This window comes from Streptomyces sp. NPDC003011, from assembly GCF_053591515.1.
This window is the reverse complement of record NZ_JBSFTY010000027.1, coordinates 59,530-84,134: the sequence shown is the minus strand read 5'-3', so window position 1 is coordinate 84,134 and position 24,605 is coordinate 59,530. Positions and strand designations below refer to the sequence as shown.

Annotated in this window: 19 protein-coding genes and 1 pseudogene; 8 read left to right on the top strand and 12 right to left on the bottom strand. The window is 67.7% G+C overall.

Annotated features, from left to right (window positions below; all coding sequences use genetic code 11):
- Positions 1-2: 2 nt before the first annotated feature.
- Entirely contained in the window at positions 3-290 is a 288-nt protein-coding gene (rpsO, locus tag ACWD0J_RS16270; protein WP_015657483.1) for a 30S ribosomal protein S15, read from the bottom strand.
- Between the two features lie 268 nt (positions 291-558).
- On the opposite strand from rpsO, the gene ACWD0J_RS16265 reads away from it, so the two are divergent.
- Positions 559-858: a DUF397 domain-containing protein gene (locus ACWD0J_RS16265; protein ID WP_451496452.1), complete on the top strand. Its 300-nt coding sequence runs from the start codon at positions 559-561 to the stop codon at positions 856-858.
- A gap of 244 nt (positions 859-1,102) precedes the next feature.
- On the opposite strand, the gene eccD is transcribed toward ACWD0J_RS16265, so the two are convergent.
- Complete coding sequence (gene eccD / locus ACWD0J_RS16260; RefSeq protein ID WP_451496466.1) at positions 1,103-2,611, bottom strand: type VII secretion integral membrane protein EccD; 1,509 nt, start codon at positions 2,609-2,611, stop codon at positions 1,103-1,105.
- A 336-nt stretch (positions 2,612-2,947) separates the two neighbouring features.
- Between eccD and eccCa the strand changes: the two genes are divergently transcribed.
- Positions 2,948-6,922, top strand: a complete 3,975-nt coding sequence (gene eccCa / locus ACWD0J_RS16255; RefSeq protein WP_451496451.1) for a type VII secretion protein EccCa — start codon at positions 2,948-2,950, stop codon at positions 6,920-6,922.
- 591 nt (positions 6,923-7,513) lie between these two features.
- On the opposite strand, the gene ACWD0J_RS16250 is transcribed toward eccCa, so the two are convergent.
- The 8 genes from ACWD0J_RS16250 to ACWD0J_RS16215 form a co-directional block, all read right to left on the bottom strand.
- A complete protein-coding gene (locus ACWD0J_RS16250) occupies positions 7,514-7,813 on the bottom strand; it encodes a WXG100 family type VII secretion target (protein ID WP_451496449.1) in 300 nt (99 codons plus the stop codon).
- Between the two features lie 74 nt (positions 7,814-7,887).
- On the bottom strand, positions 7,888-8,238 hold the full coding sequence (locus ACWD0J_RS16245; protein ID WP_451496448.1) for a WXG100 family type VII secretion target: 351 nt from the start codon (positions 8,236-8,238) through the stop codon (positions 7,888-7,890).
- Between the two features lie 152 nt (positions 8,239-8,390).
- Positions 8,391-9,638, bottom strand: coding sequence for a S8 family serine peptidase (locus ACWD0J_RS16240; protein ID WP_451496450.1), 1,248 nt, complete (start codon positions 9,636-9,638; stop codon positions 8,391-8,393).
- A gap of 476 nt (positions 9,639-10,114) precedes the next feature.
- Positions 10,115-10,414, bottom strand: a complete 300-nt coding sequence (locus tag ACWD0J_RS16235; protein WP_451496449.1) for a WXG100 family type VII secretion target — start codon at positions 10,412-10,414, stop codon at positions 10,115-10,117.
- A gap of 74 nt (positions 10,415-10,488) precedes the next feature.
- A complete protein-coding gene (locus ACWD0J_RS16230) occupies positions 10,489-10,839 on the bottom strand; it encodes a WXG100 family type VII secretion target (RefSeq protein WP_451496448.1) in 351 nt (116 codons plus the stop codon).
- A gap of 138 nt (positions 10,840-10,977) precedes the next feature.
- Positions 10,978-12,207, bottom strand: coding sequence for a S8 family serine peptidase (locus tag ACWD0J_RS16225; RefSeq protein ID WP_451496447.1), 1,230 nt, complete (start codon positions 12,205-12,207; stop codon positions 10,978-10,980).
- 90 nt (positions 12,208-12,297) lie between these two features.
- Complete coding sequence (locus tag ACWD0J_RS16220) at positions 12,298-14,079, bottom strand: hypothetical protein (protein ID WP_451496446.1); 1,782 nt, start codon at positions 14,077-14,079, stop codon at positions 12,298-12,300.
- Between the two features lie 2 nt (positions 14,080-14,081).
- Positions 14,082-14,501, bottom strand: coding sequence for a hypothetical protein (locus ACWD0J_RS16215; RefSeq protein WP_451496445.1), 420 nt, complete (start codon positions 14,499-14,501; stop codon positions 14,082-14,084).
- Positions 14,502-15,224: 723 nt separating this feature from the next.
- Between ACWD0J_RS16215 and ACWD0J_RS16210 the strand changes: the two genes are divergently transcribed.
- From ACWD0J_RS16210 to ACWD0J_RS16200, 3 genes are all read left to right on the top strand, one after another.
- A complete protein-coding gene (locus tag ACWD0J_RS16210; protein WP_451496444.1) occupies positions 15,225-15,734 on the top strand; it encodes a hypothetical protein in 510 nt (169 codons plus the stop codon).
- Between the two features lie 64 nt (positions 15,735-15,798).
- The gene (locus ACWD0J_RS16205; RefSeq protein WP_451496443.1) at positions 15,799-18,069 is read left to right on the top strand and encodes a hypothetical protein; all 2,271 of its coding nucleotides are present in this window, start codon (positions 15,799-15,801) and stop codon (positions 18,067-18,069) included.
- 315 nt (positions 18,070-18,384) lie between these two features.
- Positions 18,385-18,636, top strand: a complete 252-nt coding sequence (locus tag ACWD0J_RS16200; RefSeq protein ID WP_451496442.1) for a hypothetical protein — start codon at positions 18,385-18,387, stop codon at positions 18,634-18,636.
- 117 nt (positions 18,637-18,753) lie between these two features.
- On the opposite strand, the gene mycP is transcribed toward ACWD0J_RS16200, so the two are convergent.
- Both mycP and eccB read right to left on the bottom strand, forming a co-directional pair.
- Positions 18,754-19,959, bottom strand: a complete 1,206-nt coding sequence (mycP, locus tag ACWD0J_RS16195) for a type VII secretion-associated serine protease mycosin (protein ID WP_451496465.1) — start codon at positions 19,957-19,959, stop codon at positions 18,754-18,756.
- 133 nt (positions 19,960-20,092) lie between these two features.
- A complete protein-coding gene (gene eccB / locus ACWD0J_RS16190; protein WP_451496441.1) occupies positions 20,093-21,634 on the bottom strand; it encodes a type VII secretion protein EccB in 1,542 nt (513 codons plus the stop codon).
- 214 nt (positions 21,635-21,848) lie between these two features.
- On the opposite strand from eccB, the gene eccE reads away from it, so the two are divergent.
- The 3 genes and pseudogenes from eccE to ACWD0J_RS16175 all read left to right on the top strand — a co-directional run.
- On the top strand, positions 21,849-23,240 hold the full coding sequence (gene eccE, locus ACWD0J_RS16185) for a type VII secretion protein EccE (RefSeq protein WP_451496440.1): 1,392 nt from the start codon (positions 21,849-21,851) through the stop codon (positions 23,238-23,240).
- Entirely contained in the window at positions 23,240-24,007 is a 768-nt protein-coding gene (locus tag ACWD0J_RS16180) for a hypothetical protein (RefSeq protein ID WP_451496439.1), read from the top strand. Before eccE ends, ACWD0J_RS16180 begins: the two co-directional genes overlap by 1 nt.
- Positions 24,008-24,483: 476 nt before the next feature.
- Positions 24,484-24,564: pseudogene (locus tag ACWD0J_RS16175) on the top strand (SCO5717 family growth-regulating ATPase); the annotation flags it as partial.
- Positions 24,565-24,605 lie beyond the last annotated feature (41 nt).

Genomic DNA, 24,605 nt, shown 5'->3' with positions numbered 1-24,605 from the left:
TCTTACTTGGCGCCCGCCGCACCGCGGCGGATGCCGAGGCGGTCGACCAGCGCACGGAAGCGCTGGATGTCCTTCTTGGCGAGGTACTGCAGCAGGCGACGGCGCTGACCGACCAGGATCAGCAGACCACGACGGGAGTGGTGGTCGTGCTTGTGGGTCTTGAGGTGCTCGGTCAGGTCCGAGATACGGCGGGAGAGCATCGCCACCTGGACCTCGGGGGAGCCGGTGTCGCCCTCCTTCTGGCCGAACTCGCTGATGATCTGCTTCTTCGTAGCGGCGTCGAGCGGCACGCGTACTCCTCATGGTCTGTGATGGGCCACCGAGTGCCCCCGGTCTGTGTCTCGGGGGAGCTTCCGTTACTCGGGAGGCGGGGATCCGCTGGGCGCGGCCTCCAGAGCGGCGCTCCGGGGGTGCGTACACAAACGGCCGTCACTCAGGGTACCAGTCACAGGTGGGCGCCTTCACCGCGGTCCTGGAAGCCCCTGGGCGGGGCGGACGGCGCCACTAGGGTGAACCGTCGGATCGTAGGCACGTACGTCGGGAAGGGGTCGCTGCGGCATGGCGGAGACGGCAGAGACGGCACAGGAGATCAAGGCGCGCAAGGAGCGGGAGAGGGACGAGCTGTACGCCCTCGACATCTCCGGTGCCGAGTGGCAGAGCGCGCCGGGGACCGAGGAGCACGAGGAGCGGGTCGAGATCGCCCAGCTGCCCGGCGGGGCCGTGGCGATGCGGTCCTCGCTCGACCCGGACACCGTACTGCGGTACACGGAGGCGGAGTGGCGGGCCTTCGTGCTCGGCGCGCGGGACGGGGAGTTCGACCTGGAGGCGGCGCCGGGGGGCGGGGCGCTCGGGGAGTAGAGGGCGGGCGCCGTGAGGCCGGGGAACCGGCGGCGGGGCGTGGGGCCGCGGTTGCGGATGGCGCTGCGGCCCGCCCGGTCGGCGCCCGCGCCCGCGGCCTCAGCGGCCGGCGTTGGACGGCCGGAGACAGACCGGGCACGGTGACGACACGAGCCGCGCTCCCGTAAGGGGCGCGGCTCGGTTCATGTCCCCGCGGGTCCGGTCGTCAGCCGCTCGTCGCCCGGCCCCCGGCGTGCACGTCTCGTCAACTGGTCATGGCCCGCGCGCGTGCGTAGACGTCGAAGACCGCCAGGGCCAGCGGGATCAGCGTGAGCAGGACGAAGCTCTCGGCGATCTCCAGGAAGCGTCCCCAGAAGGGCGTGACACCGCGCCGCGGGGTGATCAGGCCGATCGCGGTGACCAGGGCGGCGGCCGCGGCGATGGCCGCCGCGAGCCAGACGCTGCGGATGTCGAGCGCGGTGGTGTCGCCGAGGAAGGCGTCGCGCAGGTAGTCCCGGGGCGGGTTCAGGGCGAGCCCGAGGCCGAGGAAGACCAGGGCGGCGAGGCCCGCGGCCAGCGTGGCGCCGACCTGCGCGGTGTAGCGGAAGAGGTGGGCGCGCATCAGCATCGCCACACCGGTGGCGAGGGCGAGCAGCTCGGCCCACACGTTGTCGGAGAAGCCGAGGACGATCGACGCGCCCACGGAGACGAGGGCACAGCCGCCGACGAGACCGACGAGGAGTTCGTGGCCGCGACGGGTCTGGGCCGCGATGCGCTCGACGTCGACGGGCTCCTGCGCGGCGGCTTCACCGGAGTCGTAGCCGCCGCGGGAGGGGTTGGGCGGTTCGAAGCCGATGGGCAGCCGCGCGAACCGCATGGACAGACCGGGCAGGAAGGCCAGCGCGACGACGGAGAGCGGCGCGCAGACGGCGGCCGTCTCGATGGGCCGCAGCTCCGTGAGAATGGCGATGAAGGTGGTGATCAGGCCGATCATTGAGGCGAAGACGAAGGCCACGAAGGGGCCGTCGCCACGAGGTGACACCAGGGTGAGGACGACGGCGGCGACCAGCACCCCCGCGCAGGCGAGCAGGAACTGCAGCCGCCCGATGCCCTGGCCCTCCGAGAGCGGCAGCAGCCCGGAGCCGGCCACGGCGACGTTCGGCAGGGCGCCCAGGCCGAGGGCGATCGCGGAGCCCCGGTCGTCGTACACGCGTGCGCGTACGCACGCGATGGTGATCAGCAGGACTCCGGTGACGCCGGCGACGATGCCCTGGAGGCTGTGCATGTCGTGGCGGATCTGCGAGCTCCAGGCCACGAACGCCAGCAGCGCGGGCAGGATGCCGCCCGCGACGAGGCCGGCGATCCGCGTCAGGTCGCCGTTCCACAGGGTGCGGTCACGGGTGACGGCGGCGGCCACCGCCTCGGAGACGTCGTCGATGACGGCGGGCGGCAGCGACTCCGCGAACGGACGCAGGGTGAGGAGCTCGCCGTCGAGGATGCGCTGCGCGGCGAACGACCGCGAGCCGTCGAGGACGGTGCCGTCACGGAGCACGAGGTGGTATCCCACGGGAGCGCCCTCGGCGGGTCCCTGCTGGGACAGCCGCAGGATCTCCGGGTACAGGTCGGCGACCGGTACGTCGTCGGGCAGCGCCACGTCGATGCGGCTGTCCGGCGCCACGATGGTGACCCGGCTGAAGCCGAGCCCTGTACCCGCCCCCGAAGGGGCTCCGGTGCCCGGTCCGCCGGTCGCGCCGGCCGGCGCGGAGGCCGTCATGCTCACCTGCTGTTCCCCCTCGTCGGTGGTGGGGCGGCTCACGGTGCCGCCGCACACACACCCGCCCGTAAAGATCCTGTGTAGGTTGTGCCGCGCCGCCCTCGCACCCGGGCAACCGTGCCGTTCCGCCCTGGGGTCACGGAGAGGCGCTGGGTTCGAACCGTTGCGGATTGCCCGGTTTTCCCGGCACGATTCGCAACTGCTCACACGTCTCACGGGCACCCTACCGCCCGCCGGTGTCAGCGGTTGTCAGTAGGATCACGCTGCGCGATCGACGTCCGCCCGACACGGGGCGGCGGACGAAACAACTCGGTCCGGCAAGGGAATTGGTGCGTAGTGAGCCACATCGTCGTCAAGCGCCCGCCGCGGGCACTGCCGAAGGAAGTGCCCACGGACGAGGTGATGCTGCAGGCTCCGCCGGAGCTTCCGCGGGGGCAGCAGGAGGGCGCTCTGATGCAGCTCCTGCCCATGCTCGGCATGGGTGGTTCCGTGGTGTTCTTCTTCAATCCGCAGGCCCAGCCCTTCATGAAGATCATGGGCATGGTGATGGTGGCCTCCACGGTCGCCATGGGCATCGCGATGCTGGTCCGCTACCGTCGCGGCAACCAGGGCCAGCTGGCGGACCTGCGCCGCGACTACCTGCGCTATCTGTCGCAGACCCGGCGCCAGGCGCTGCGCACCGCCCAGGCCCAGCGCGACGCCCAGTACTACCTGCACCCTTCACCGGAGCAACTGTGGGCCCTGGTCGCCGAGGGCAGCCGGGTGTGGGAACGGCGCACCGGTGACGAGGACTTCGGGCAGGTGCGGGTGGGGCTCGGCCCGCAGGCCCTGGCCACTCCCCTGGTGCCGCCGCAGACCGCTCCGGTGGACGACCTGGAGCCGCTGACCGCCGGCGCCATGCAGCGTTTCCTGGCCACGCACAGCAGCCTCGAGGACCTGCCGATGGCGGTCTCGCTGCGCGCCTTCTACCACGTGACGATCAGCGGCGAGCCCGGCACCGTGCGCGGCACCGCCCGTGCCGTGGCCGCCTGCCTCGCCTCGCTGCACTCCCCCGAGGACCTGGTCATCGCGGTCGCCACCGGGCGGGAGTCGGCACCCGAGTGGGAGTGGGCGAAGTGGCTGCCGCACCTGCAGACCCGGGGTCTCACGGACGGCGCCGGCACCATGCGCCTGATCGCGGCCGACCCGCTGCAACTGGAGGACCGGCTCGACTCCTTCCTCCAGGGCCGCCCCCGTTTCCACCCCGCCGGTCCGCCGGTCCCCGAGCAGCCGCACGTGGTGGTCGTGCTCGACGGTGTCTCCCTGCCACCCACCTCCCTGCTCGCCAGCCCCGAGGGCCTGCAGGGCGTGACCGTCCTCGAAGTCGTGCCCGGAGACCTCACCATGGGCCGCGGGGATCTCGCGGTCATCGTTCACCCGAGGGAACTGCGCCTGGAGTCGGCGCACGGCATGGTCTACGAGGGCACCCCGGACGTCCTGTCGTACGAGGCCGCCGAGGCGCTGGCCCGGCAACTGGCGCCGCTGCGCATGGGATCGGGCGGTGAGGACGACGAACCGCTGCTCGCCAACCTGGAGTTCACGGATCTGCTGAACCTGGGCGACGCGGCCTCCGTCGACCCGAGGCGGACCTGGCGGCCGCGTTCGCAGTCGGAGCGCCTGCGGGTGCCGATCGGCCTCGGCGAGGACGGCCGGCCCGTGATGCTCGACCTCAAGGAGGCGGCGCAGGAGGGCATGGGCCCGCACGGCCTGTGCGTCGGCGCGACCGGTTCCGGCAAGTCGGAGTTGCTGCGCACGCTGGTCCTCGGTCTGGCGGTGACGCACTCCTCCGAGACGCTGAACTTCGTCCTCGCGGACTTCAAGGGCGGCGCGACCTTCGCCGGCATGGCGCAGATGCCGCACGTGGCGGCCGTGATCACCAACCTCGCGGACGACCTGACCCTGGTCGACCGCATGGGCGACTCCATCCGCGGTGAGCTCAACCGCCGCCAGGAGATGCTCCGCGACGCGGGCAACTACGCCAACATCCACGACTACGAGAAGGCCCGCGCGGCGGGCGCCCCCCTGCAGCCGATCCCGTCCCTGATCCTGGTGATCGACGAGTTCAGCGAACTGCTCACCGCGAAGCCGGACTTCATCGAGATGTTCGTGCAGATCGGCCGCATCGGCCGTTCGCTGGGCGTACACCTGCTGCTCGCCTCGCAGCGCCTGGAGGAGGGCCGCCTGCGGGGCCTGGAGACCTACCTGTCGTACCGGATCGGTCTGCGGACGTTCTCGGCGGCCGAGTCGCGCGCCGCGATCGGTGTCCCGGACGCCTACGAGCTGCCGAACGTCCCGGGCTCCGGCCTGCTGAAGTTCGGCACCGAGGAGATGGTGCGCTTCAAGGCGGCGTACGTCTCCGGCGTGTACCGCACGGGTTCCCAGCAGGCCGTCGTGCCCGGCGGGCCGCTCCCGGTCGACCGCAGGCCGGTGCTGTTCACCGCGGCCGAGGTCCCCGTGCAGTACTCGCCGATCCCGCACCAGCGTCAGGCGGAGCCCGACGCGCAGCAGGACGACGCGCTCGCCGACACCGTGCTGGACGTGATCGTGCGGCGCCTGGAGGCGCAGGGCCCGGCCGCCCACCAGGTGTGGCTGCCGCCGCTGGACAGCCCGCCGTCGCTCGACTCGCTGCTGCCCGGACTCGCTCCGGTGCCCGGCCGCGGCATGACCCAGCCCGGCTACGAGGGCGCGGGGCGGCTCGTCATCCCGGTCGGCCTCGTCGACAAGCCGTACGAGCAGCGGCGCGACCCGCTGTGGGCCGACTTCGGCGGCGCCGCCGGTCACATGCAGGTCCTCGGCGGCCCGCAGTCCGGCAAGTCGACGCTGCTGCGTTCGCTCATCGCGTCGTTCGCGCTCACCCACACCCCGCACGAAGTGCAGTTCTACGGGCTCGACTTCGGTGGTGGCGGCCTGTCGGCCGTGGCCGGCCTGCCGCACGTGGGCGGCGTGGCCTCACGCCTCGACCCCGAGAAGGTGCGGCGTACGACGGCCGAGGTGTACGGCGTCCTGACCCGCCGCGAGGAGTACTTCCGTTCGGCGGGCATCTCCTCGATCGCCGAGTTCCGCACCCGCCGCGCGCGGGGCGACATCTCGCTGACCGACCAGCCCTGGGGCGACGTCTTCCTGGTGATCGACGGCTGGGGCAACTTCCGTCAGGACTACGAGGCGTTGGAGCCGCTGGTCCTGGACATCGCGGCGCGCGGCCTCGGTTACGGCATCCACCTGATCCTGTCCGCCTCGCGCTCCATGGAGGTCCGCGCGAACCTCAAGGACCACCTCATGAACCGCCTGGAGCTGCGGCTCGGCGACCCCATGGACTCCGAGTTCGACCGCAAGGTCGCCGCCAACGTGCCCACGGGCGTGCCGGGGCGGGGTCAGACACCGCAGAAGCAGCACTTCATGGCGGCGGTCCCGCGCATCGACGGCCTGTCCTCCGACACGGACCTGGCGGAGGCGACGCAGGCTCTCACGGCCGAGGTCGCCCGTCACTGGCCGCAGCCCGGCGCCCCCGAAGTGCGCCTGCTGCCCAGGGAGTTCCCGGCGGCCCAGCTGCCCCCGGGCGACCGTTTCCCGAACCGGGGTGTCTCCTTCGCCCTCGACGAGAACAACCTCGAACCGGTGTTCGTGGACTTCGACCAGGACCCGTTCTTCCTCGTCTTCGGCGAGAGCGAGTCCGGCAAGTCGAACCTGCTGAAGCTGCTCATCAAGCGCCTCACCGAGCGGTACGACGGCAACGACTGCAAGCTGTTCGTGGTCGACAACCGCCGCTCACTGCTGGGCGTCACGCCGCCTTCGCACCTGGCGGAGTACATCCCCATGTCGAACCAGATGCAGCACCACATGGACGCCCTGGCCGACCTGATGCAGCGCCGCACGCCCACCGCTGACGTCACGGCCCAGCAACTGCGCGACCGCAGCTGGTGGCACGGCCCCACGGTGTACGTGATCGTCGACGACTACGACCTGGTGTCCACGTCGAGCGGCAATCCGCTGGCGGGCCTGACGGATCTCCTCCCGTTCGCCCGTGACGTCGGCGTCCGCTTCATCATCGCCCGCTCCACCGCGGGCGCGGGCCGCGCCGGCTACGAGTCCTTCATGCAGCGCATCAAGGAACTCGGCGCCCAGGGCGTGGTCCTCGCGGGTGATCCGGGCGAGGGCGACCTGCTGGGCAACGTGCGGCCCCGGCCGATGCCCGCGGGGCGGGGCATCTTCGTGTCACGGAAGCGGGGGAAGCCGTTGGTCCAGGTGGGGTTGGTGGAGGACGGGGACGTGTGACGGTGGGCTGACGTGTGGGGTGGGGGCCGTGTCTGCTTCGGGGCACGGCCTCGGTGCGTTCGGGGCGCGGGGTGCGGGGGGCGGGGCACAGGGGGCGGGGCACGGAGTGCGGGGCACGGGGTGCGGGGCACGGGGTGCGGGGTGAGGCGATGAAGGCCGTACGCCGAACACGCTGCTCGTAGGGGGAAGCGGGGCGGGTGTTCTTCTCAGGCGGCCGCGTAGGCGAGCACTGTGCTGTCGATTCGTGCTGATGTTCCGGGCTGACGTTCATCAGGAAGACGCGGCCCGGGTGCACCCTGGCGCGCGAAGCCGTCGGGTGCGGTCCGTACCGCGCCTCGAAGCAGGTGAGCCGTCATCCGTCCGTGGTGGCGACGGCGGGGCCAGGACAGCGGACGAGGGAAGCACGGAAGGGGCGGCCTCCGCCCCTGCATCACGGTGAAGGTTCCGGCGAGGTCGACCGAATGCGAGCGCCCGAACCGTTCGCTCGGGCAGAGGGCCGCCGTTCACCGTGAGCGCGGTGGGGAGTGGCACGGCAGCGGGGTGGGCGCCTCCCGCGCGCGCCCACCCCGGAATTGCTCTGTACCGCTCGGCCTACTGGAAGTAGCTGGCCGCCTTCTTGTCACCCTGCATGTACGTACCGCCCGACGTCGCGACGACGTGGCCGATGCCCGTGAGCGCCGTGTGGATGTCGCCGGCTTCCTTGTCCCAACGGTGCAGCTTCTCGTTGAACGTGTCCTGAGCCTCGCCCTCCCAGTACTGAAGGCTGCTCACGACCAGCTTCTTGAGCTCCTGCAAATCCTGCTCGAGCTGGCTCGCCTCGTTACCGATCTTCGTCGCCGCGAAGTCAAGCCCGTCATAAGTGACTTGCAGCCCATCAGCGTTGTTGGCCATACCTGTCTACCTCGTCTCGCTGGGTGTGCGTGGTGGATGCCGGCTGCCCGGCGGAGTCCGTGTACCGGCTCGGCTCAGTAGGAGCTGAGGGAAGACGGCTGCACGGTGGGAGCGCCATCCTGAATATCGATCTTGTTGACCGCCGCCCGGACCTCGTCCTCCTTGCTGTCCTTGATGTTGCGCGTCGACGTCATCGCCTCGATGACATCACCCAAGATGGTGCCGATGTTCTGCAACGACTGATTGATCTCGGCCTGCTTCTTGTCGAACGCGGCACGGCCGATTCCCTGCCACTGACCCTCCAGGCCATCAATCACACCCTGAAGGTTGTGCACCCGCTTACGGATGCCCTCGTACTTCTCGTACATCTGCTTCTGCAGCTGAACTACTGCGGCATCTTCAAGCTTCTGCTTTCCGCCGGCCATGATCAGCCCTGCCTTTCCTGTGTCTGTTGTTGATCCGATTGATACGGCTCACCGTCGCGGATATCGCGCTTTACCGCGGTGAGCACGCAGTGCCTGCCCTATCCGAACAGCACAGGGCTGACGACGGCTGAAGACGTCAAGACCAGTCGAGGTCACCTGGCGCGCCGCGACCGCATGACGGCCACGCCCGCACCACCGATCACGATGACCGCGGCGGTTGCCCCCAGGGCGATCCAGAGGGTGTTGCTGTCGTTGGACGATTCCGTGCTTGATCCTGCCGCTGAAGTGCCGCCGAGAGAACCCTTCTCGGGGGCTTGTGACGCGGCTGGTGCAGAAGGTGAGGGAGAGGACGACGCGGAAGTCGCGGACTTCGCCAGCAGGTCTCCGCCATTGTCTTTCGCAAGCGGGTCGACGTTTGCCGACCCCGCGTTGTACTTGGCGTCCGCGAGAACGATGCGGGGACGGATGAACCCGTAGCCGGAGTACTTGTTCGGCTTGTCCTTCGGCCAGGAACGACCAGCCGAGTCGATCAGGGATCGGGTGACTTGATTGACCGACCAGTCAGGGTGCGCGGACCAGATCAATGCGGCGGCGGCCGACGCGATGGCGGAGGCGGCACTCGTACCCTGGTTCCCGACGCAGTACGAGCGGAAGGTGGCGTCGCACCATCCGGGGAGGTCCTCACCGGGGGCGGCAAGGTCGACGTAGTCACCGTAAGAAGAGGTCTGCGACACAGTCAGAGACTGATCGGCTGCCGCGACACCGAGGACGTAGGGGTAGGCCGCAGGATAGCCGATCAGCCCCTCCTCCTTGCCCTCGTTTCCAACAGCGGCCACCACGAGCTTGCCCTTGGAAGCCGCGTACTTGATTGCTGCTTCAGTGTCTCGTTCGATGGCTACCGTACTGAACGACATGTTGATGATCTTTGCGTCGGTGTCGGCCGCCGCTCTGATCGCCTCCCCAGTCGTGGGGATCTTCTGCTTCTCTTCTGCGGTTCCCTTGAAATCGCTGAACTCGACGCGGTACGGGACGATCTTCGCTCCTGGCGCCAGCCCCTTGATGCCACCGTTTGATCCGGTGCCCGCGATCAACTCCGCCATGGTCGTTCCGTGACCGTCATAGTCGTCAGTCGCACCGTATGCGACGGCTCTCGGAACCTCTTCCGTCAAGACCTGTCCCTTGAGTGACGCAGTGCTCGCGTTCACTCCGCTGTCGATGACAGCGATCTTGACTCCCTCCCCGGTGCTGACGTTCCACATCTGCTCAGTCTTCATCAGCTCCAGGTACCACTGCTTCGATTGAGCTTCATACGCCGTGGCGCTCGGAGCGAATCCCGCACTCACGGCGGCCAGGGCACCGACGAGTGCGCCGACAGCGCGCGCTCGCGTGCCGAAGCGCATCCTGACGATCGCAGCCCGCTCGGCTCGTCGGCTGATCCCTGACATCATCGTGCTCCGTGTCCTCGCTCGCACTCAGTTGACAACCGGCGGCACATCACGCCGCGGTGTGTTGGGAAGGGCGTCTCTCCGTCTTCGACCAGGTAATCGGGGCGCGCCGTCTCCGGAGTACTCCCCTCGCCATCGGACTTCCCCTGGCGACCAGGGCCACGTACGAGACCGGCGCCGCCGCGTGTCATCCCGTTGCGCTCGGCTCTCGCCGCAGAGTTATGCGCGCTCGGCCTGCCCGTGCTCCCCTCTCGCGGTGCAGGACGTACAGGCCCCCGACGCAAGGCCGTGGCGCTCGCCTGGGCGTACGGCCGGCTCAAGCGCCTGTCGCGTGTGCTTGGTTCCCGGCAGTTCGTTCGTCCCTCTGCATCAACGACAGGGTGGGCGCCTCCCGCGCGCGCCCACCCTGATATTCCGCTACGGCCTTCTTCTTACTGGAAGTAGCTGGCCGCCTTCTTGTCACCCTGCATGTAGGTACCGCCCGACGTCGCGACGACGTGGCCGATACCCGTGAGCGCCGTGTGGATGTCGCCGGCTTCCTTGTCCCAACGGTGCAGCTTCTCGTTGAACGTGTCCTGAGCCTCGCCCTCCCAGTACTGAAGGCTGCTCACCACCAGCTTCTTCAGCTCCTGCAAATCCTGCTCGAGCTGGCTCGCCTCGTTACCGATCTTCGTCGCCGCGAAGTCGAGCCCGTCATACGTGACTTGCAATCCATCAGCGTTGTTGGCCATACCTGTCTACCTCATCTCGCTGGGTGTGCGTGGTGGATGCCGGCTGCCCGGCGGAGTCTTTGTACCGGCTCGGCTCAGTAGGAGCTGAGGGAAGACGGCTGCACGGTGGGAGCGCCATCCTGGATGTCGATCTTGTTGACCGCCGCCCGGACCTCGTCCTCCTTGCTGTCCTTGATGTTGCGCGTCGACGTCATCGCCTCGATAACATCACCGAGAATGGTGCCGATGTTCTGCAACGACTGATTGATCTCGGCCTGCTTCTTGTCGAACGCGGCACGTCCGATTCCCTGCCACTGACCCTCCAGGCCGTCGATCACACCCTGAAGGTTGTGCACCCGCTTACGGATGCCCTCGTACTTCTCGTACATCTGCTTCTGCAGCTGAACTACTGCGGCATCTTCAAGCTTCTGCTTTCCGCCGGCCATGATCAGCCCTGCCTTTCCTGTGTCTGTTGTTAATCCGATTGATACGGCTCACCGCTGAGGTCTTACTCCGCGGCGGTAAGCTCGCACTAGCGCCCTATCCGAACAACGCAGGCTATTGGCTGTTGACGGCTGGCAACGTCACCTGGCGCGACGGGCCCGTACGAGGGCCGCGCCAACACCACCAAGCACGACGACCGCGCCGGCTGCTCCCAGAGCGATCCAGAGCATGTTGCCGTCGTTGGAGGTCTCCGCGTTTGATCCCGCGGCCGAAGTACCGCCGGTGGAACCCTTACCGGGAGCCTGTGACGCGGTCGACGTGGCAGGAGTAGGCGACGAGGAGGCCGAGGACGAGGCGGACTTTGCCAGCAAATCCCCACCGTTGTCCTTGGCCAGCGGGTCGACATCCGCCGGACCGGCGTCGTAAGAAGGGTCGCTGAGAACCATGCGAGGACGGACGAACCCGTACCCCGAGTATTTGTTGGGCTTGTCCTTCGCCCAGGTACGGCCGGCCGTGTCGATCAGGGCACGGGTGACCTGGTTGACTGTCCAGTCCGGGTGTGCGGACCAGACCAGAGCTGCAGCGGCCGAGGCGATCGCAGTGGCCGAACTCGTGCCGTTCCTATCGCAGTATGACCGGAAGTCCGCATCGCACCACCCTGGGAAGTCCTGCCCCGGAGCCGCGACATCCACGTAGTTCCCCGACGAGGAGAATTCCGACACCTTGCCGGATTCGTCTGACGCCGACACGCCAATTACATAGGGGAACGCGGCTGGATAGGCGATCATGCCCTTGTCTCGGCCCTCGTTGCCAACGGAAGCGATCAGCAGCTTGCCCTTCGAAGCGGCGTACTCGATAGCCGCCTTGTCCTTGGAACTTGGCCCCACCGACCCGAACGACATGTTGATGATCTTCACATCCGTGTCGGCTGCCGCTCTGATCGCGTCTCTGGCCTCGGGCGTCTTCTGCTTCTCTTCCGCTCCGCCCTTCAGATCCTCCGTCTCAATGCGATACGGGACGATCTTCGCTTCTGGCGCGAGGCCTCGCAGGCCGCCTCCTGCTCCCGTGCCCGCGATCAGCTCGGCCATGGTGGTGCCGTGTCCGCTGTAGTCGTCTGTGACGTTGTACGCGACCGACTTGGGGACTTCGTCGGTCAAGACTTGTCCCTTCAACGACGGGGTACTCGCGTTCACACCGCTGTCGATGACAGCGACCTTGACACCCTCCCCCTTGCTGACCTTCCACATCTTTTCGGCCTGCATAGGCTCCAAGTACCACTGCTTCGACTGTGCGTCGTAGGCAGCGGCGTCGGGGGCGAACCCGACAGCCGCAGCCGCCAGGGCGCCGACGACGGCGCCGACAGCACGCACTCGTCTACCGCAGCGCGTTCTGGGGAACATAGCCCGCTCGGCTCGGCGGCTGGTGCCTGACCTCATCGTGTTCCGTGTCCTCGCTCGCGCTCAGTTGACGACCGGCGGCACATCGCGCCGCGGTGTGTTGGGAAGGTGCGTCTCTTCGTCTTCGACCAGGTAGTCGGGGCGCGCCGATCCCGGCGTAGTTTCCTCTTCATCGGGCTTCCCGACGGGACCGGAACCGCGTACGAGACCCGCGCCACCACGCGTCATACCGTTTCGCTCGGCACCCGCAGCCGAATTGCGTGCGGAAGGCCTGCCCGTGACAGCCTGGGGCGTGCCCGCACCGGCACGCGACGTTGTCGCGCTCGAACCGGGCCGCGTCGTCGACTCGGGTCCACCGAAGACGCCACGCTGACTGGGGCGACCAGTCACGGGCCGGGAGTTGGCCGCTCCCTCTCCACCGACGACCGTGCCGCGGGGTGCCCTCGCCCCACCCTTCCCCGGAGTATTGCCGGTCGTCGCGGGCCGTCCTCCGACAACTCCGTTCGACCGTCCGGCGCCGGTGGTCGGACCCCCGCTGCCCGCCCGTGGCGCCGCTGTGCCGCCGGCCCGGGGTGTACCACCGCTGATCCCTTGGCCCATCGGAAGCGACTTGGATCCCGAAGCAGTGCCCTTGGCCAGCGACTGACCGGTCGACGTGGCTCGCCCCATCTGGTTCATGGGTCCCTGCGCCGCAGATCGTCCAGAACCGGAATTCGTCAAACCGGGCATACCGGCGCGGCCCTGAGCGGACGCAGGGGTACGGCCGCCACCACCGCCTGTGCTCCGGCCCTGCCTGGCATTGGGCAGCGGCGTTCCCAGGCCGCCGTCGAACAGGCCGGTCTGGCCGCCGCCTGGGGCAGGAGTGCCCATGACCGGCGGGTTCTGGCCGGTCACCGGAGTAGTCGTGGGCGGGGGCAGCGTCCCGACGCTGTCGATGTTCGTGCCAACGGTGTCATCGGGGTACATGATCTTGCCGGTGACATCCCTGACCGACGGCGGAGTGTCACTCGTGACGTTCCTGCCGCCTTCACCCGTCACCGTCGCGTGATGACCCGAGGGAGAGACCGTTCCCGTGGCGCTCCCCTGCGAGCCCGTACCAGCCCCTGAAGGGTCCGTTGAATTCAACTTCGCGGGCTGAGGAACTCCCACGTCAGGCATGGCCTCGAACGTCGGCGTCTTCTTCTTGTCAGGCAGAGCCGACAGCATCTCTTCAGACACCGCGTAGTAGGACGCCAACCGGTTCATCTGGTTGATCGCCTCTTGACGGTCCTTCTCCACCCGCACAGCAGCCGCGTACTCGTCTTTGTTCGCGGCCTTCTCAGCCTCGCTGAACTGCTCGGGGCGCTTCCGGTTCGGGTCCGTGTCACGGGAGGGCATGGAACCACGCACGGAAGCAAGGCCCATGGCGGCAGCCGTGATCTGGTCACCCGCAGCTCCGGCGAACTCACTCAAGTAGTTCGTATTCTCGACGAGCGCGGTGCCCCACGTACGGAAGGAGTCGCCCGACTCGCCAACCCAAGGCACGGTGCCGATGTGGCCGGACAGTTCGTCGGCTGCCGCTTTGATGGCATCGCGGGCGTCCCACAAAGCCTTGCCCGACGACTCGAGATCTTCAGGGTTCGTCTCCTCGACCAGGTCAACCAGCGCGTTGAGGTCGAGGTCGCTCTTCTCGAAGTCCGTCCGGTCCGCGACAGTCCGCCCGTAAGGCGTGGCCACAACTGCCGATCGAATCATGCGGTTGAGGAATCCGCCCGGCGGTCGTTCCTCGATGCCTCGAACGACGTCCGTGACGCCGTTCTGCCTTTCGACACGGTCGAAGTCCGCGTCGTGCTGCTTGTCGGTCATGGTCACATCACCAGGGTGCCGTTGTTGTCGGTGCGCTGCTCGCCGTCCTTCGTCCTCTGGATCTCAGTGATCTGTGTCTGGATCTCCCAGAACCTCCGACGCTGCTCCTCTTCGAGGTTGTTGAAGCCGTGTCGCGCACCCTGGACCGCGATACCGATCGCCTCGATCTGCAGATGCAGGCTCTTGGAGAGCGACGTGAGCTCGTGGTGGACCCTCTGATACTGCGCGTACAGACCAGTCGCCTCAGGAAACACGCCGCTCTGCCCGGAACTCAGCGACGTGGGCTTGATCGTCTGGGCGCCCACCTTCGCAGGAGCGCCGGCTGATGACTCAAGGTCGCGGAGGACCGCGTCCACCCGGTCCACGAACGCCTTCAGCGCCTCATCACTGGCCTCCAGGTTCGCCGCTCTGGTAGCCGACACGCCCCCCACCATGTCTGCCGGAAGCACGACGCTCCTCCCCGTTTCCCCGTACATCCATCAACCCCGACAGGATCGGGGCCGACCAACCACTCGCCGTACGATCGCAAAGCGAGCCGCGTCTGACAACGCTTTTACCACTGTAGTCAACCTGCACAACGAGACCAACAGAGGTGTGTAGTAAGTCGGTTACGAAGACATCCAGGTTGACGCGCTTTGCCCGACTTGCCGGTCTGCTGCGATCAAGTCACGCAACACTCGCACCGCGCACCCAAGTGGCACTACTCAAGCATCGGCGCTACCACGTTCCACGACATCGCCCTGTTTGCGATCTTCATCGAACTTCCACAGGTGGTCGATGCAGCCCAGCAGCAACTCCGGTGCGAGCCAACGGATGACATCACCCCATCGATGACTGGAGCGGAGACGAGGTCCGGTCTCACACCCGGTCAAGAGACGCACCGTGTTGGCATGGCTGCAAGTACCACCCCTTTCGGGCGGTCACCTTCTGACGCTCCATGCAGCAGGACGAGGACACCTCGTCAACGCAACTCGACGACGCGGGTCAACTCAGTCGCGCCCTCCGCACCAGTTGGAGGTCTGAAGAAGCGCTCGTACACGCACCCATGGTCCCGGTTGCTAACTTGATCGGCTGCGACATGACCGTGAACGGGGCGTCTCTCGACGCAACGGCAGAAGCCGAGTACAGGGAGAAGGGGTCCGCCCATGGCCTGGGAAGAGTGGGAAGAGCTCAAGGGCAAGCACGAGCCGACGAGCATGCAGTTGAACGGCGTGCCTGACGAAGGCGGCACGGGCGGGCCTTACGCGATGCCGAGCCAAACCGGGGACCTCCGAGTCGGCCATAGCGATCTGGTGAAAATCGGCAAGAACGCGCACGAACTGTACAACCAGCTGTGGGACAGGGCTCGCGTCAGCATCTCCAGCAGCGACTCGGCAGCGAGCAACCTGTCGAAGCAGGGCTTCGCGCTCGGCAGCGGACTGAAACACGTGTCAGACCGTTGGGAGGAGCAGCTGAAGTCCCTCATGGACGCCTGCGCTCATATTACAAATCATATGCAAACCACCAAGAAGGTTCACGCTGGTGACGAGCACTACATTCATCGACAGGTGAGCAGCATCGACGCACTAGACGCCGACTTTGACGAACGGGTTGGGGAACCGGGCGCAAAAAATCACTACGGCACGCAGGACAAGGGGGAGAAACCCGGTGGATGACGGTGCAGGAACGAGCACTCTACCCTCTCTCCAAAATATCGATCCCAAGTAAGGACCACCATCTGTGGATCTGGACGCCCTGCGCTTCGCCAACTTCTCCTTGATCGACGAGGCCGTCACGGACTGGTCGACACTGGTCAGGAACCTTGAGGACCTCCAGAAGCAAGCCGAAGAGGGACTGCATCAAGCCGCCAACAAAGCCAACTGGGCCGGCGTCAATGCGCAGGTCACCAAGGAATTTATTGGTAAGACCGCCGGTGAAGTGACTGACGCCCACACGCAAGCGAAGACCATTCACGGCATTCTCAGTGACACAGTCGGAGAGCTCAAGCAGTATCACGAGAACCTAAAGACAGCCATCGAGCGTGGCCTGAAGAATAACTTGACTGTGGTGGACACTGGCAATGGGACATTCACCGTCACCATGAACGTCCATCCGGATCGGGCCGCCAAGGGCACCACCGTCTCCGAACACGACCAGAACGACACCACAGCTTTGCGTGACGAGGTGGAGGAGATTCTACGGAAAGCAACTCAGAGTGATACCACAGCTCAGTCCGTGCTGAAAGCCATCGCCGACCAGTCTGAGATGGGGTTTTCCGACGCCAACTACAAGGATCGGGACACGGCGGCAGCAGCCTTGGAGGCAGCCGACGACCTGGCCAGACTCGCGAAGAAGGACCCCCAACATCTGACAGTGAAAGAGTTCGACCGCCTGAATGCCGGACTGGAGAGATACCACGACGATCCGCTTTTCGCGGAACGCTTCGCCACTGCTCTTGGACCGAAGAATACGCTGGAATTCTGGTCCGGTGTCGCGGATCCACAGGTCACACCCGAGCTCACTCACGAACGCCGTGAACAACTGGGTGAATTGCAGAAGAATCTGAGCCTGGCGCTGGCTGTGGCGAGCCAGAGCGACACAGCATCGATGGCACAGTGGAAGCGCGATGTCATTGAGCTTGGTGACCAGCCGGTCGGCCACAGAGGAAATGTTCTTGGATTCCAGGTCATGAGTAACCTCATACGCGCAGGAGATTACGAAGACTCCTTCATGACCGAGTACGGCAAGCGTTTGATGGCGACGGAGCGAAGATTCACACACGACGGACAGCACACTGCCTGGCAGCAGTTGGGATTTGACCCCTACCTCAACCGGATGGGCGGTGACACAGGGTGGGATCCGTTGAGCGGTTATCTGAAGGGACTCTCCAACAGCCCCGAGGCCGCCACCGACTTCTTCAACGGTGACTTCATCCCGAAGGACGAGGAACACAAGCACGCAGTGTCCAACTTCACTTACCTGTTTGAAGAGCGCCACTGGCCCCATGCGATCAAGAACGACTACACCGGCGACGAGAGCAACGACGGTCGAAACAACCTCGCATCGGCTCTGGAGGCGGCGACGACCGGGCATCCCGCAGGGGAACTGCCCACACTCGATACCCCGGCACACGATAAGGGTCAGGCGAAACTTTTCAACGCCATCGTTTCCTCGGTCGGGGACGATCCGGAGCGGTTGACCGGGCGTGACTACATGTCGGACAGCATGGGGCAGATCGCTTCCGAGTATCTCCCAGACATCAACCGAGCCTCAAGTGACGTGAGCAGGGATTCGGAGGACTGGGGTCAGATCGAGAAGCTGTTCCCGATCGCTGGAACAGATTCCGAGGTGCAGCACCGAGACGTGAGCAAGTTCCTGTTTTCCATCGGACAGAATCCAGCGGGGTACGCTGCCGTCGAAGTCGGGCAACAGGCATACACGTCCAAGCTCATGGCGTATCACCTTGACCCCGATCTTCCGGCCGAACAGCGTTTCTCACAGGACCAGGAGACCACGGTCAGGCATATCTCGCAGCGGTCCGGTGAGGTATCGGGTGTTCTCGGCCTTGGACGAATGGAGGAGATCGGCAAGCCGGCTGGTGAGAAGGACGACGCCTACGACTACAGCGTCTCGCAACGGAAGAACATGATCTCGGGCGGAGTCGGAACCGCTGTGGGCGTCGGAACGTCGTTCGTCGCGACCCCCTGGGTCGGTGCGATTGCCGGCGGCACAGCAGGTGCGGTTACCAGCGTGGTCCTGGAGCGTGTCTTCAAAGACGCCGAGGGGCATGCCCTTGAGGACGTCACCGACAGTATGGGAAGCCGCTGGCAGGCCGGCTTGATGACGAATAACGAGTACGTCGCTCTAGGGGCGCAGACTGCAGCTGATGACTACCGTCTCGCGAACTCGGACGACATCGGAACGTGGGCGCGAGAAGGGTCTCGTCAAGGCTATATCAACGCCCGCGCCATTTTGGACGGCCAAGCTCCCGGCAGCACATCCGCTTCCTGACATCGAATCGACTGCGAGAAATCCATGTATGCGAACCTGATCCCCCGCCACCTCAATCAGGCACGAGCCGCCATCGCAGTGTCTGTCCTCGTCTTGTCGCTCGCGGGTTGCTCCGAAGAGCAACAGAAACGCGAGTACTCAATCCCTCAGTCTCTGTGTGGAATCTCCGTCGACGCTGGGGAACTCGCCAAATTCCTCCCCGCCGGGAAGAAAGTCGCGTCAAGAACCACGACCAGGTCCCCCACGGCCACACACTGTTCTCTGTCAGTTGACGGAAAGCCGATCGTTTACAGCGCTCAGGAGTGGTGGAACGACATGACGGTTCTGGAGTTCGCTAAAGGCCTCACCCTGGAAAAGCTGGACCACCAGACAGACGACGGTCGTTTCGCGTACTCGGGAGACAAGGCGTTCGGAAAGACAAAAGACTGTCGTAGCAGTGAGCGTAACGACCAGATCCTCTACACAGCCATTCAAGCTACCGGCTCGAAGAAAAAAGACGCAGCGGCCATGAAGAAACTGATCACCAGCTACACCGACGAGGTTGAACAATCCAGCGCCTGCCGGTGACAGTGCGCCCGCTGCACAGCATCACGAGGACGGGCCGCTCGCCCGTCCGTCGGGGACCCGGCGGACGCTCAGGAAAGCCTACTCACAGAAGCCTGCGGGCGACGTTGCAGGCTCCGCTCAGCGCATCCGCAGCCCGTTCTCCAGCCCCCCGCCCCGCCTCCGTCGCGCGTCCCGTATCGCTACCGCTGTGCCGCTCAGGCCCGCTACCAGGACGAGGCCGCCGACCACCACGTAGGTGGCCAGGCGGGTGTTGCGTTCGTCTGCTGTTTCGCCGAAGTGGAGGGGGGTGATCGACGGGGCCTCGCCCTTGGTCACGCCGTTCTCCGGTGCGGGTGACTGGACGGGGTGCTTCGGGTCCACGTCCGTCAGGGCCTTGACGGGGTCGATGACGCCCCAGCCGACCAGGCGGTCGTGGCCGGGAATGGAGCGTTCCGCCGTCTGTTCGATCTGGGCGACGATCTCCTGGGCCGACCACTCGGGGTACTTGGACTTCAGGAGTGCGGCCACACCCGCGACGTACGGCGCCGAGAAGCTCGTACCGTTGTCGGAGCAGTGGCCGCCGCCGGGGACTGTGGAGATCATGTCGACACCCGGGGCCGCCACTCCCACGAATTCTCCCGACTGCGAGAACGAGGCGCGTTCGTTGTTGCGGTCGGAGGCCGCCACCGCGAGGACGCCCTCGTACGACGCCGGGTAGGTGATCTTGACGTTGCCGCCCAGGCCGTCGTTGCCCGCGGAGGCGACGACCACGACGTCCTGGCCGAGGGCGTAGTCGACGGCGTCCTCCAGGGCCTGAGCGGGTCTCACCGCGTTGGCCGTGTCCTGGGAGATGTTGATGACGTCGGCGCCCGCGGCGACCGCGGCACGGATCGCCGTCGCGAGGGTGGCGGCGGTGCCGTTGCCCTCGGCGTCGTTCTGCTTGATCGGGATGATCGTGGCGTCCGGTGCCAGGCCGACGAAGCCGGTGCCCTCCAGCGGGCGGGCCGCGATGATGCCGGCCACGCGGGTGCCGTGGCCGACCGTGTCGGTGGTGCCCTGGCTGTTGCCGCGGTCGATCTTCTCGCCCTCGGAGTTCTTCTCCGGGAGGAGGTTCTTTCCCCTGGAGGCGTCGACCGCCCGCGTGAGCTGCGGGTTCTTCGTGTCCACCCCGGTGTCGATCACGGCCACCTGGACGTTCTTGCCCGTGGACTGCGCCCACAGCTCGTCGAGGTTGACGCGTTGCAGGGCCCAGGGCCGGCCCGTGTAGTTCTTCGACGGGAACGTGCACTGGTCGTCCGCCACGGCCGGGGTCGCGGGCAGGGCCAGGACCGTGGTGGTGGCCATGACGGCCGTCGTGGCGGCGAGGGCGGCGGCCGTCCTCACCGTTCCCCGGGCCCGGAGCCGCGTCGTCCACGACATCCCCGACACCTCCGCGTTCAGCGCCTTCAGCATGGCTTCGTACTCCTCCACCCGGCGTCTACGAGCCCTGCGGCTGCCGTGCCGCCGACTCCGACAGGCGCGGGCCCGTCGGCAGGAACGTCGACCAGTCGACGGGGACGGGCGCGGGGGCCACCTTCTCGTAGCCGAGCCGGGTCTGGGCGATCTTGGCCTCCTGCAGCTCTTCCTCGCGCTGCTTGGCGGAGGTGCCGATGCCCTCGTCGTCGGTGGCGCTGTCGCTGTTGGACTGCAGGGCGTAGCGCAGGCCCGTGTCGGTGACCAGGAAGACGCCGCCGGCCCCGGTCTCCGTGCCCTGGAACTGGCGGTAGAGCTGGCCGGAGCCGGCCGTGACGTACGCGCTGGAGGAGCCGGTGGGCAGCTCGGCGGGGAAGTCGGTGCCCACCCAGGTGGACAGCGTCGTCGTCCCTTCCGCCCGGCCCGTCGTGCCGACCGAGAGCAGGACGTTGCAGACGGTGTTGCGGCCGGAGGTGGCGCTGCTGCCGTCGTTGACCATCTTCGGCCGGAACGCCGGCCAGGTCTTGGCCGCCGTCTTCTCGAACGGCGTGCTCTCGACGACCGCGCCGGGGCTCACCTGCTGCGCCTCACCGGCCTGGCCGACGGGGACGAGGTCACCGCTGTTGAGCAGCAGGGTGGCGACGAACTCGGAGATCTCGGCCACGCGGCCCTCCAGCACCACGTAGTACTGCATCCGCGAGCCGTTGGCGGCCCTGATGACCTCGCCGACCTTGTCGTACTGCGCGGGGAGGCCGGAGACGTTCGCCCGCGCGCCCGGGGTGCCGTCGATCTCCGGGATGGAGATCGCGTTGCCCTTGTGGAGGGTCGCGAGCCATTCCTGCGACACCCGCTGCGGGGCCCGGCCCTGGGTGTCGAGTGCCTTGAGCAGCTCGGTGTCGGCGGGGTCGGCCAGGGGGTACGCGGTGCCCTGGGCGTCGACCACGTACGGGGTCTTCTCGTCCGGGCCGACGACGTACATCAGGTCGCCGCCGGAGAGCTTGTTGCGGCCCTCCGTCTTGGCGAACTCCTTCTTCGCGAGGACGAACGCGGCCTTCTGGATCGCGCGGCCGCCCTCACCGGGACGCTCGCAGACCGCCCAGCGCTTGGCGGCCTCGGCCTCGTCGGCGGAGGGCAGGCGGTCGGGGGCGTAGGGGATGCCGATCGTGGCCCCGTGCGGCGGCTTGCCGCTGTCCAGGACCTTCTCGTCGACGGTGATGACGTCGGCCTTGCTCGGGTCCAGGAGCAGCTTGGCCGAGGCCATGTTGAGCACCGGGTGCAGCTGCGTCTGGTCGCCCGTCTTCAGCACCACGTACCGGGTGGTCGACTTGCTCGCGACGATGACGTGCTCTTCGGGTGTGTTCCAGCCCTTGGGTGCCGTCGGGCTGAACATGCCGATGCCGCCGAACACCGCGAGGATCACCACGCCGACGATGACGCCCGGCATGAGCGCACGCAGCGGCTTGGGCGCGCCTTCCTCGGAGCCCGTCGGAGAGGGCTGGAGGAAGGATGCGAGCGTACGGCGCTTCGCGAAGGTGTAGGCGTTGAGTTCGTCCCGCCGTGATGCCATCTGTGTCCGCTCTCTCCCCGTGCGGAGCCGTGGGGGACCTGTGAAGATCCGTCCCCCGTCCTCGGTGGCCTCCGACGCCTCTGCTGCCTGGACTGTCAGAGCCGCCCCCTACTATGCCTGTTGCGTGACCGTGCTGGTGGCACGGGTAGGGTGTTCAGGCCTTCAAGGGGCCGGAGCGCAAGGGTTTTCGGGAGAGTTCGGGGGTTTTGGAGTGATGGCTTCCGCAACGCGGGCCCGGTCGCGATCGCAATCGGGGGCGCGCTCGGGCCGCGCGGGCCGGTCGGGTCCCCGCGGCTCGTCCTCCCCCCAGCCGCCGGCGGCGCGACCGGGCGCGACGCCCGCCGCCTCGGCGCCGCACCGCGGCTCCGTCGCACCCCATCTGAAGTCGCGCTCGGAGCGCGGGGGTTCTTTCGCGGTGCAACGCCTGGTGATGCTGGAGCTGGCCGCCGCGATCGTCGTGGTCGGCTGGCTCGTCGGCACGGTCGCGCTCGTGGTGGCGGGCGTGGTCGCCACGGTCCTCGTGGTGCTCGCTCTCGTACGACGCCGTGGGCGCTCCCTGCCCGAATGGCTGGGCACCCTGCTGGCGCTGCGAGCCCGCACCCGCAAGGCCGCGAACACCCCGCTGCCGCAGGACACCGACTCCGGTCTCGCGCCCGCCGTGGAGTGCGACCCGAACCTCAGGACGTACAGCTACAGCCGGGGTGACGACCGCGACCAGCGGCGGCCGGTGGGCATGGTGGGCGACGGGGGCTTCCTCACCGCGGTGCTCCAGGTGGAGTCGGACGCCGGTGCGCTGCGCGCGGAGCGCAGTCGCCGTCCGCTGCCCGTCGGCCTCGTGCAGGACGCCCTCGACGTCGACGGGATCCTCCTGGAGTCGGCGCAGATCGTGGTGCACACCCAGCCGGCGCCCGCGCTGCATCTGCCTCAGCAGTCCGTCGTGGTGAGCAACTACGCGCCGTTGCAGGCCCAGACCGGCTCCCCCGCGGTGCGCATCACGTGGATCGCGCTGAAGCTCGACCCGGAGCTGTGCCCGGAGGCGGTGGCCGCGCGCGGCGGCGGGCTGGTGGGCGCGCAGAAATGCCTGGTGCGGTCGGCGGAGCATCTGTCCAGTCGGCTGACCGGTGCCGGGTTCGTGGCGAACATCCTCACGGAGGAGGAGCTGACGGCCGCGATCGCCACCTCCGCGTGCGCCAACCCGATGGTGACCGCGCAGGCCGCGCAGACCGGGCGGAGCGAGGTCCCGCAGCGGCGGACCGAGGAGGCCAGCCGCAGCTGGCGCTGTGACAACCGCCGGCACACCACGTACTGGGTGCGGCGCTGGCCCCAGTTGGGCGAGTCCGGCACGTCGCTGGCGCAGTTGGTGGCGCAGCTGACGGCGGTCCCCGCGCTGGCGACGACGTTCAGTCTGACCCTGGCCCGGGGCGACCGGCAGGACGTGGCCGTCACCGGTCACCTCCGGATCACCGGCCGCAGCAACCAGGAGCTCACCGACGCCCGTCGCGAGCTGGAGCGTGCGGCACGGCAGGCGCGGACCGGGCTCGCGCGGCTGGACCGTGAACAACTCCCCGGCGTTCTCGCCACCTTGCCGCTCGGAGGTGCCCGCTGATGGCCATGCCGACATCGACGCCGCCGTCCTCGTCCGACGGCGGACCGGCCACCGGTCTCCGGGAGCGGCTGCGCACCGGGTTCGGCCTGGTGGGCCCGCGGCATCCGCGGCACACGCTGCCCGTGGAGCAGATCGGCGCGCTCTCCCTGCCCATAGGGGACGACGGCGTGGTGGCGGGCGTGAACGCCGAGGGCCAGCCCGCCGTGCTCGGGGTCAACCGCCCTACGCCGTACGACATTCTCCTCATCGGCGGTCTGTGGACGGCGCAGGTGCTGGCGCTGCGCGCGGCGGCGACGGGAGCGCGGGTGGCCGTGGAGACGGGCCGGGCGCAGGCCTGGATGCCGATGGTGCACGCCATGGGCGGCGGGCAGAACGGCCTGGCCGTGTACGACGTCGGCCGGGTGCCTCCGCAGGGCGCGTCGGCCGGTACGCCCGTGCTGGTGGTGCGGGACTGCGGTATGCGGCCTCCGCGCGGGCGCGTGGTGTCGGCGCCCTGGCAGTCCGTGCTGACGCTCCTTCCGTATCTCAGCCCGGTCGCCCCGCGGTTGATGCGCCAGGCGCGTCTGGTCGGCGTGCAGCGGGTGTCCCCGGACGAGGCGGCGGAGATCGGGCGCGTGATAGCGCTGCCGCGTCCCGAGATCGAGTCGCTGCCCACCCTGCAGGACGGTCTCACCCTGTGGTGCACCGAGCGGGACCGGCAGTACGTGCTGACGCAGGCGACGGATGCCGAGACCGGGCTGCTGGGCGTGGCCCGCCGGATGGACTGAGGCGAGCACCCGCCGACACCACCGGTACGGGCGCCGGTACGGGCGCCGGTACGGGCGCCGGTACGGGCGCCGGTACGGGCGCCGGCAACGGGACGGGACAGAGACGGGCACGGGACAGGCACCGGCACGGGACAGGCACGGGTACGGGTACGGGCGCTTCGGCGTCTCCCGTCCCGAGTCGGGCATGGGTCGGCACCGCCCCGGCGGTACGCATCAGGCCAGGACCTCATGTCCAACTTGTGAGTTGTGCGCAGGATTTGCTCCCTTTGCGGAAGCCCGTCGGGTGGGCGGGCCTGCCGGGCGCGCGGTTTTGGTGATTAGGCTGGGGCAGAGCACGTCGCGAGTACCCGCGAGCGGGCGATGCGGGCTCTGCGACGCGGGGCCCGAGGCCCATAGGGGGACGGCCCGGCGAATCGGACGACAGGAACGGTCGCCCCAGCACGGCATGAGGGTGCTCGACCACACCAGGAGGAACTGTGAACAGCGATCGGGACGGGATCCGCGGGGGCTGGGACACACCCGACGACGACCAGACCGACGCGGAGTCCGCCATCGAGATGACGGGCGAGTTCACGATCGACTACGCCCCGCCGGCCTG

Bases quoted from the DNA above. Each gene is read 5' to 3' on its own strand.
- ACWD0J_RS16265 (WP_451496452.1), top strand. From the start codon at position 559: ATGGCGGAGACGGCAGAGACGGCACAGGAGATCAAGGCGCGCAAGGAG.
- eccD (WP_451496466.1), bottom strand. From the start codon at position 2,611: ATGACGGCCTCCGCGCCGGCCGGCGCGACCGGCGGACCGGGCACCGGA.
- ACWD0J_RS16250 (WP_451496449.1), bottom strand. From the start codon at position 7,813: ATGGCCAACAACGCTGATGGGCTGCAAGTCACTTATGACGGGCTTGAC.
- ACWD0J_RS16245 (WP_451496448.1), bottom strand. From the start codon at position 8,238: ATGGCCGGCGGAAAGCAGAAGCTTGAAGATGCCGCAGTAGTTCAGCTG.
- ACWD0J_RS16240 (WP_451496450.1), bottom strand. From the start codon at position 9,638: ATGCGCTTCGGCACGCGAGCGCGCGCTGTCGGCGCACTCGTCGGTGCC.
- ACWD0J_RS16235 (WP_451496449.1), bottom strand. From the start codon at position 10,414: ATGGCCAACAACGCTGATGGATTGCAAGTCACGTATGACGGGCTCGAC.
- ACWD0J_RS16230 (WP_451496448.1), bottom strand. From the start codon at position 10,839: ATGGCCGGCGGAAAGCAGAAGCTTGAAGATGCCGCAGTAGTTCAGCTG.
- ACWD0J_RS16220 (WP_451496446.1), bottom strand. From the start codon at position 14,079: ATGACCGACAAGCAGCACGACGCGGACTTCGACCGTGTCGAAAGGCAG.
- ACWD0J_RS16210 (WP_451496444.1), top strand. From the start codon at position 15,225: ATGGCCTGGGAAGAGTGGGAAGAGCTCAAGGGCAAGCACGAGCCGACG.
- ACWD0J_RS16200 (WP_451496442.1), top strand. From the start codon at position 18,385: ATGACGGTTCTGGAGTTCGCTAAAGGCCTCACCCTGGAAAAGCTGGAC.
- mycP (WP_451496465.1), bottom strand. From the start codon at position 19,959: ATGGCCACCACCACGGTCCTGGCCCTGCCCGCGACCCCGGCCGTGGCG.
- eccB (WP_451496441.1), bottom strand. From the start codon at position 21,634: ATGGCATCACGGCGGGACGAACTCAACGCCTACACCTTCGCGAAGCGC.
- eccE (WP_451496440.1), top strand. From the start codon at position 21,849: ATGGCTTCCGCAACGCGGGCCCGGTCGCGATCGCAATCGGGGGCGCGC.
- ACWD0J_RS16180 (WP_451496439.1), top strand. From the start codon at position 23,240: ATGGCCATGCCGACATCGACGCCGCCGTCCTCGTCCGACGGCGGACCG.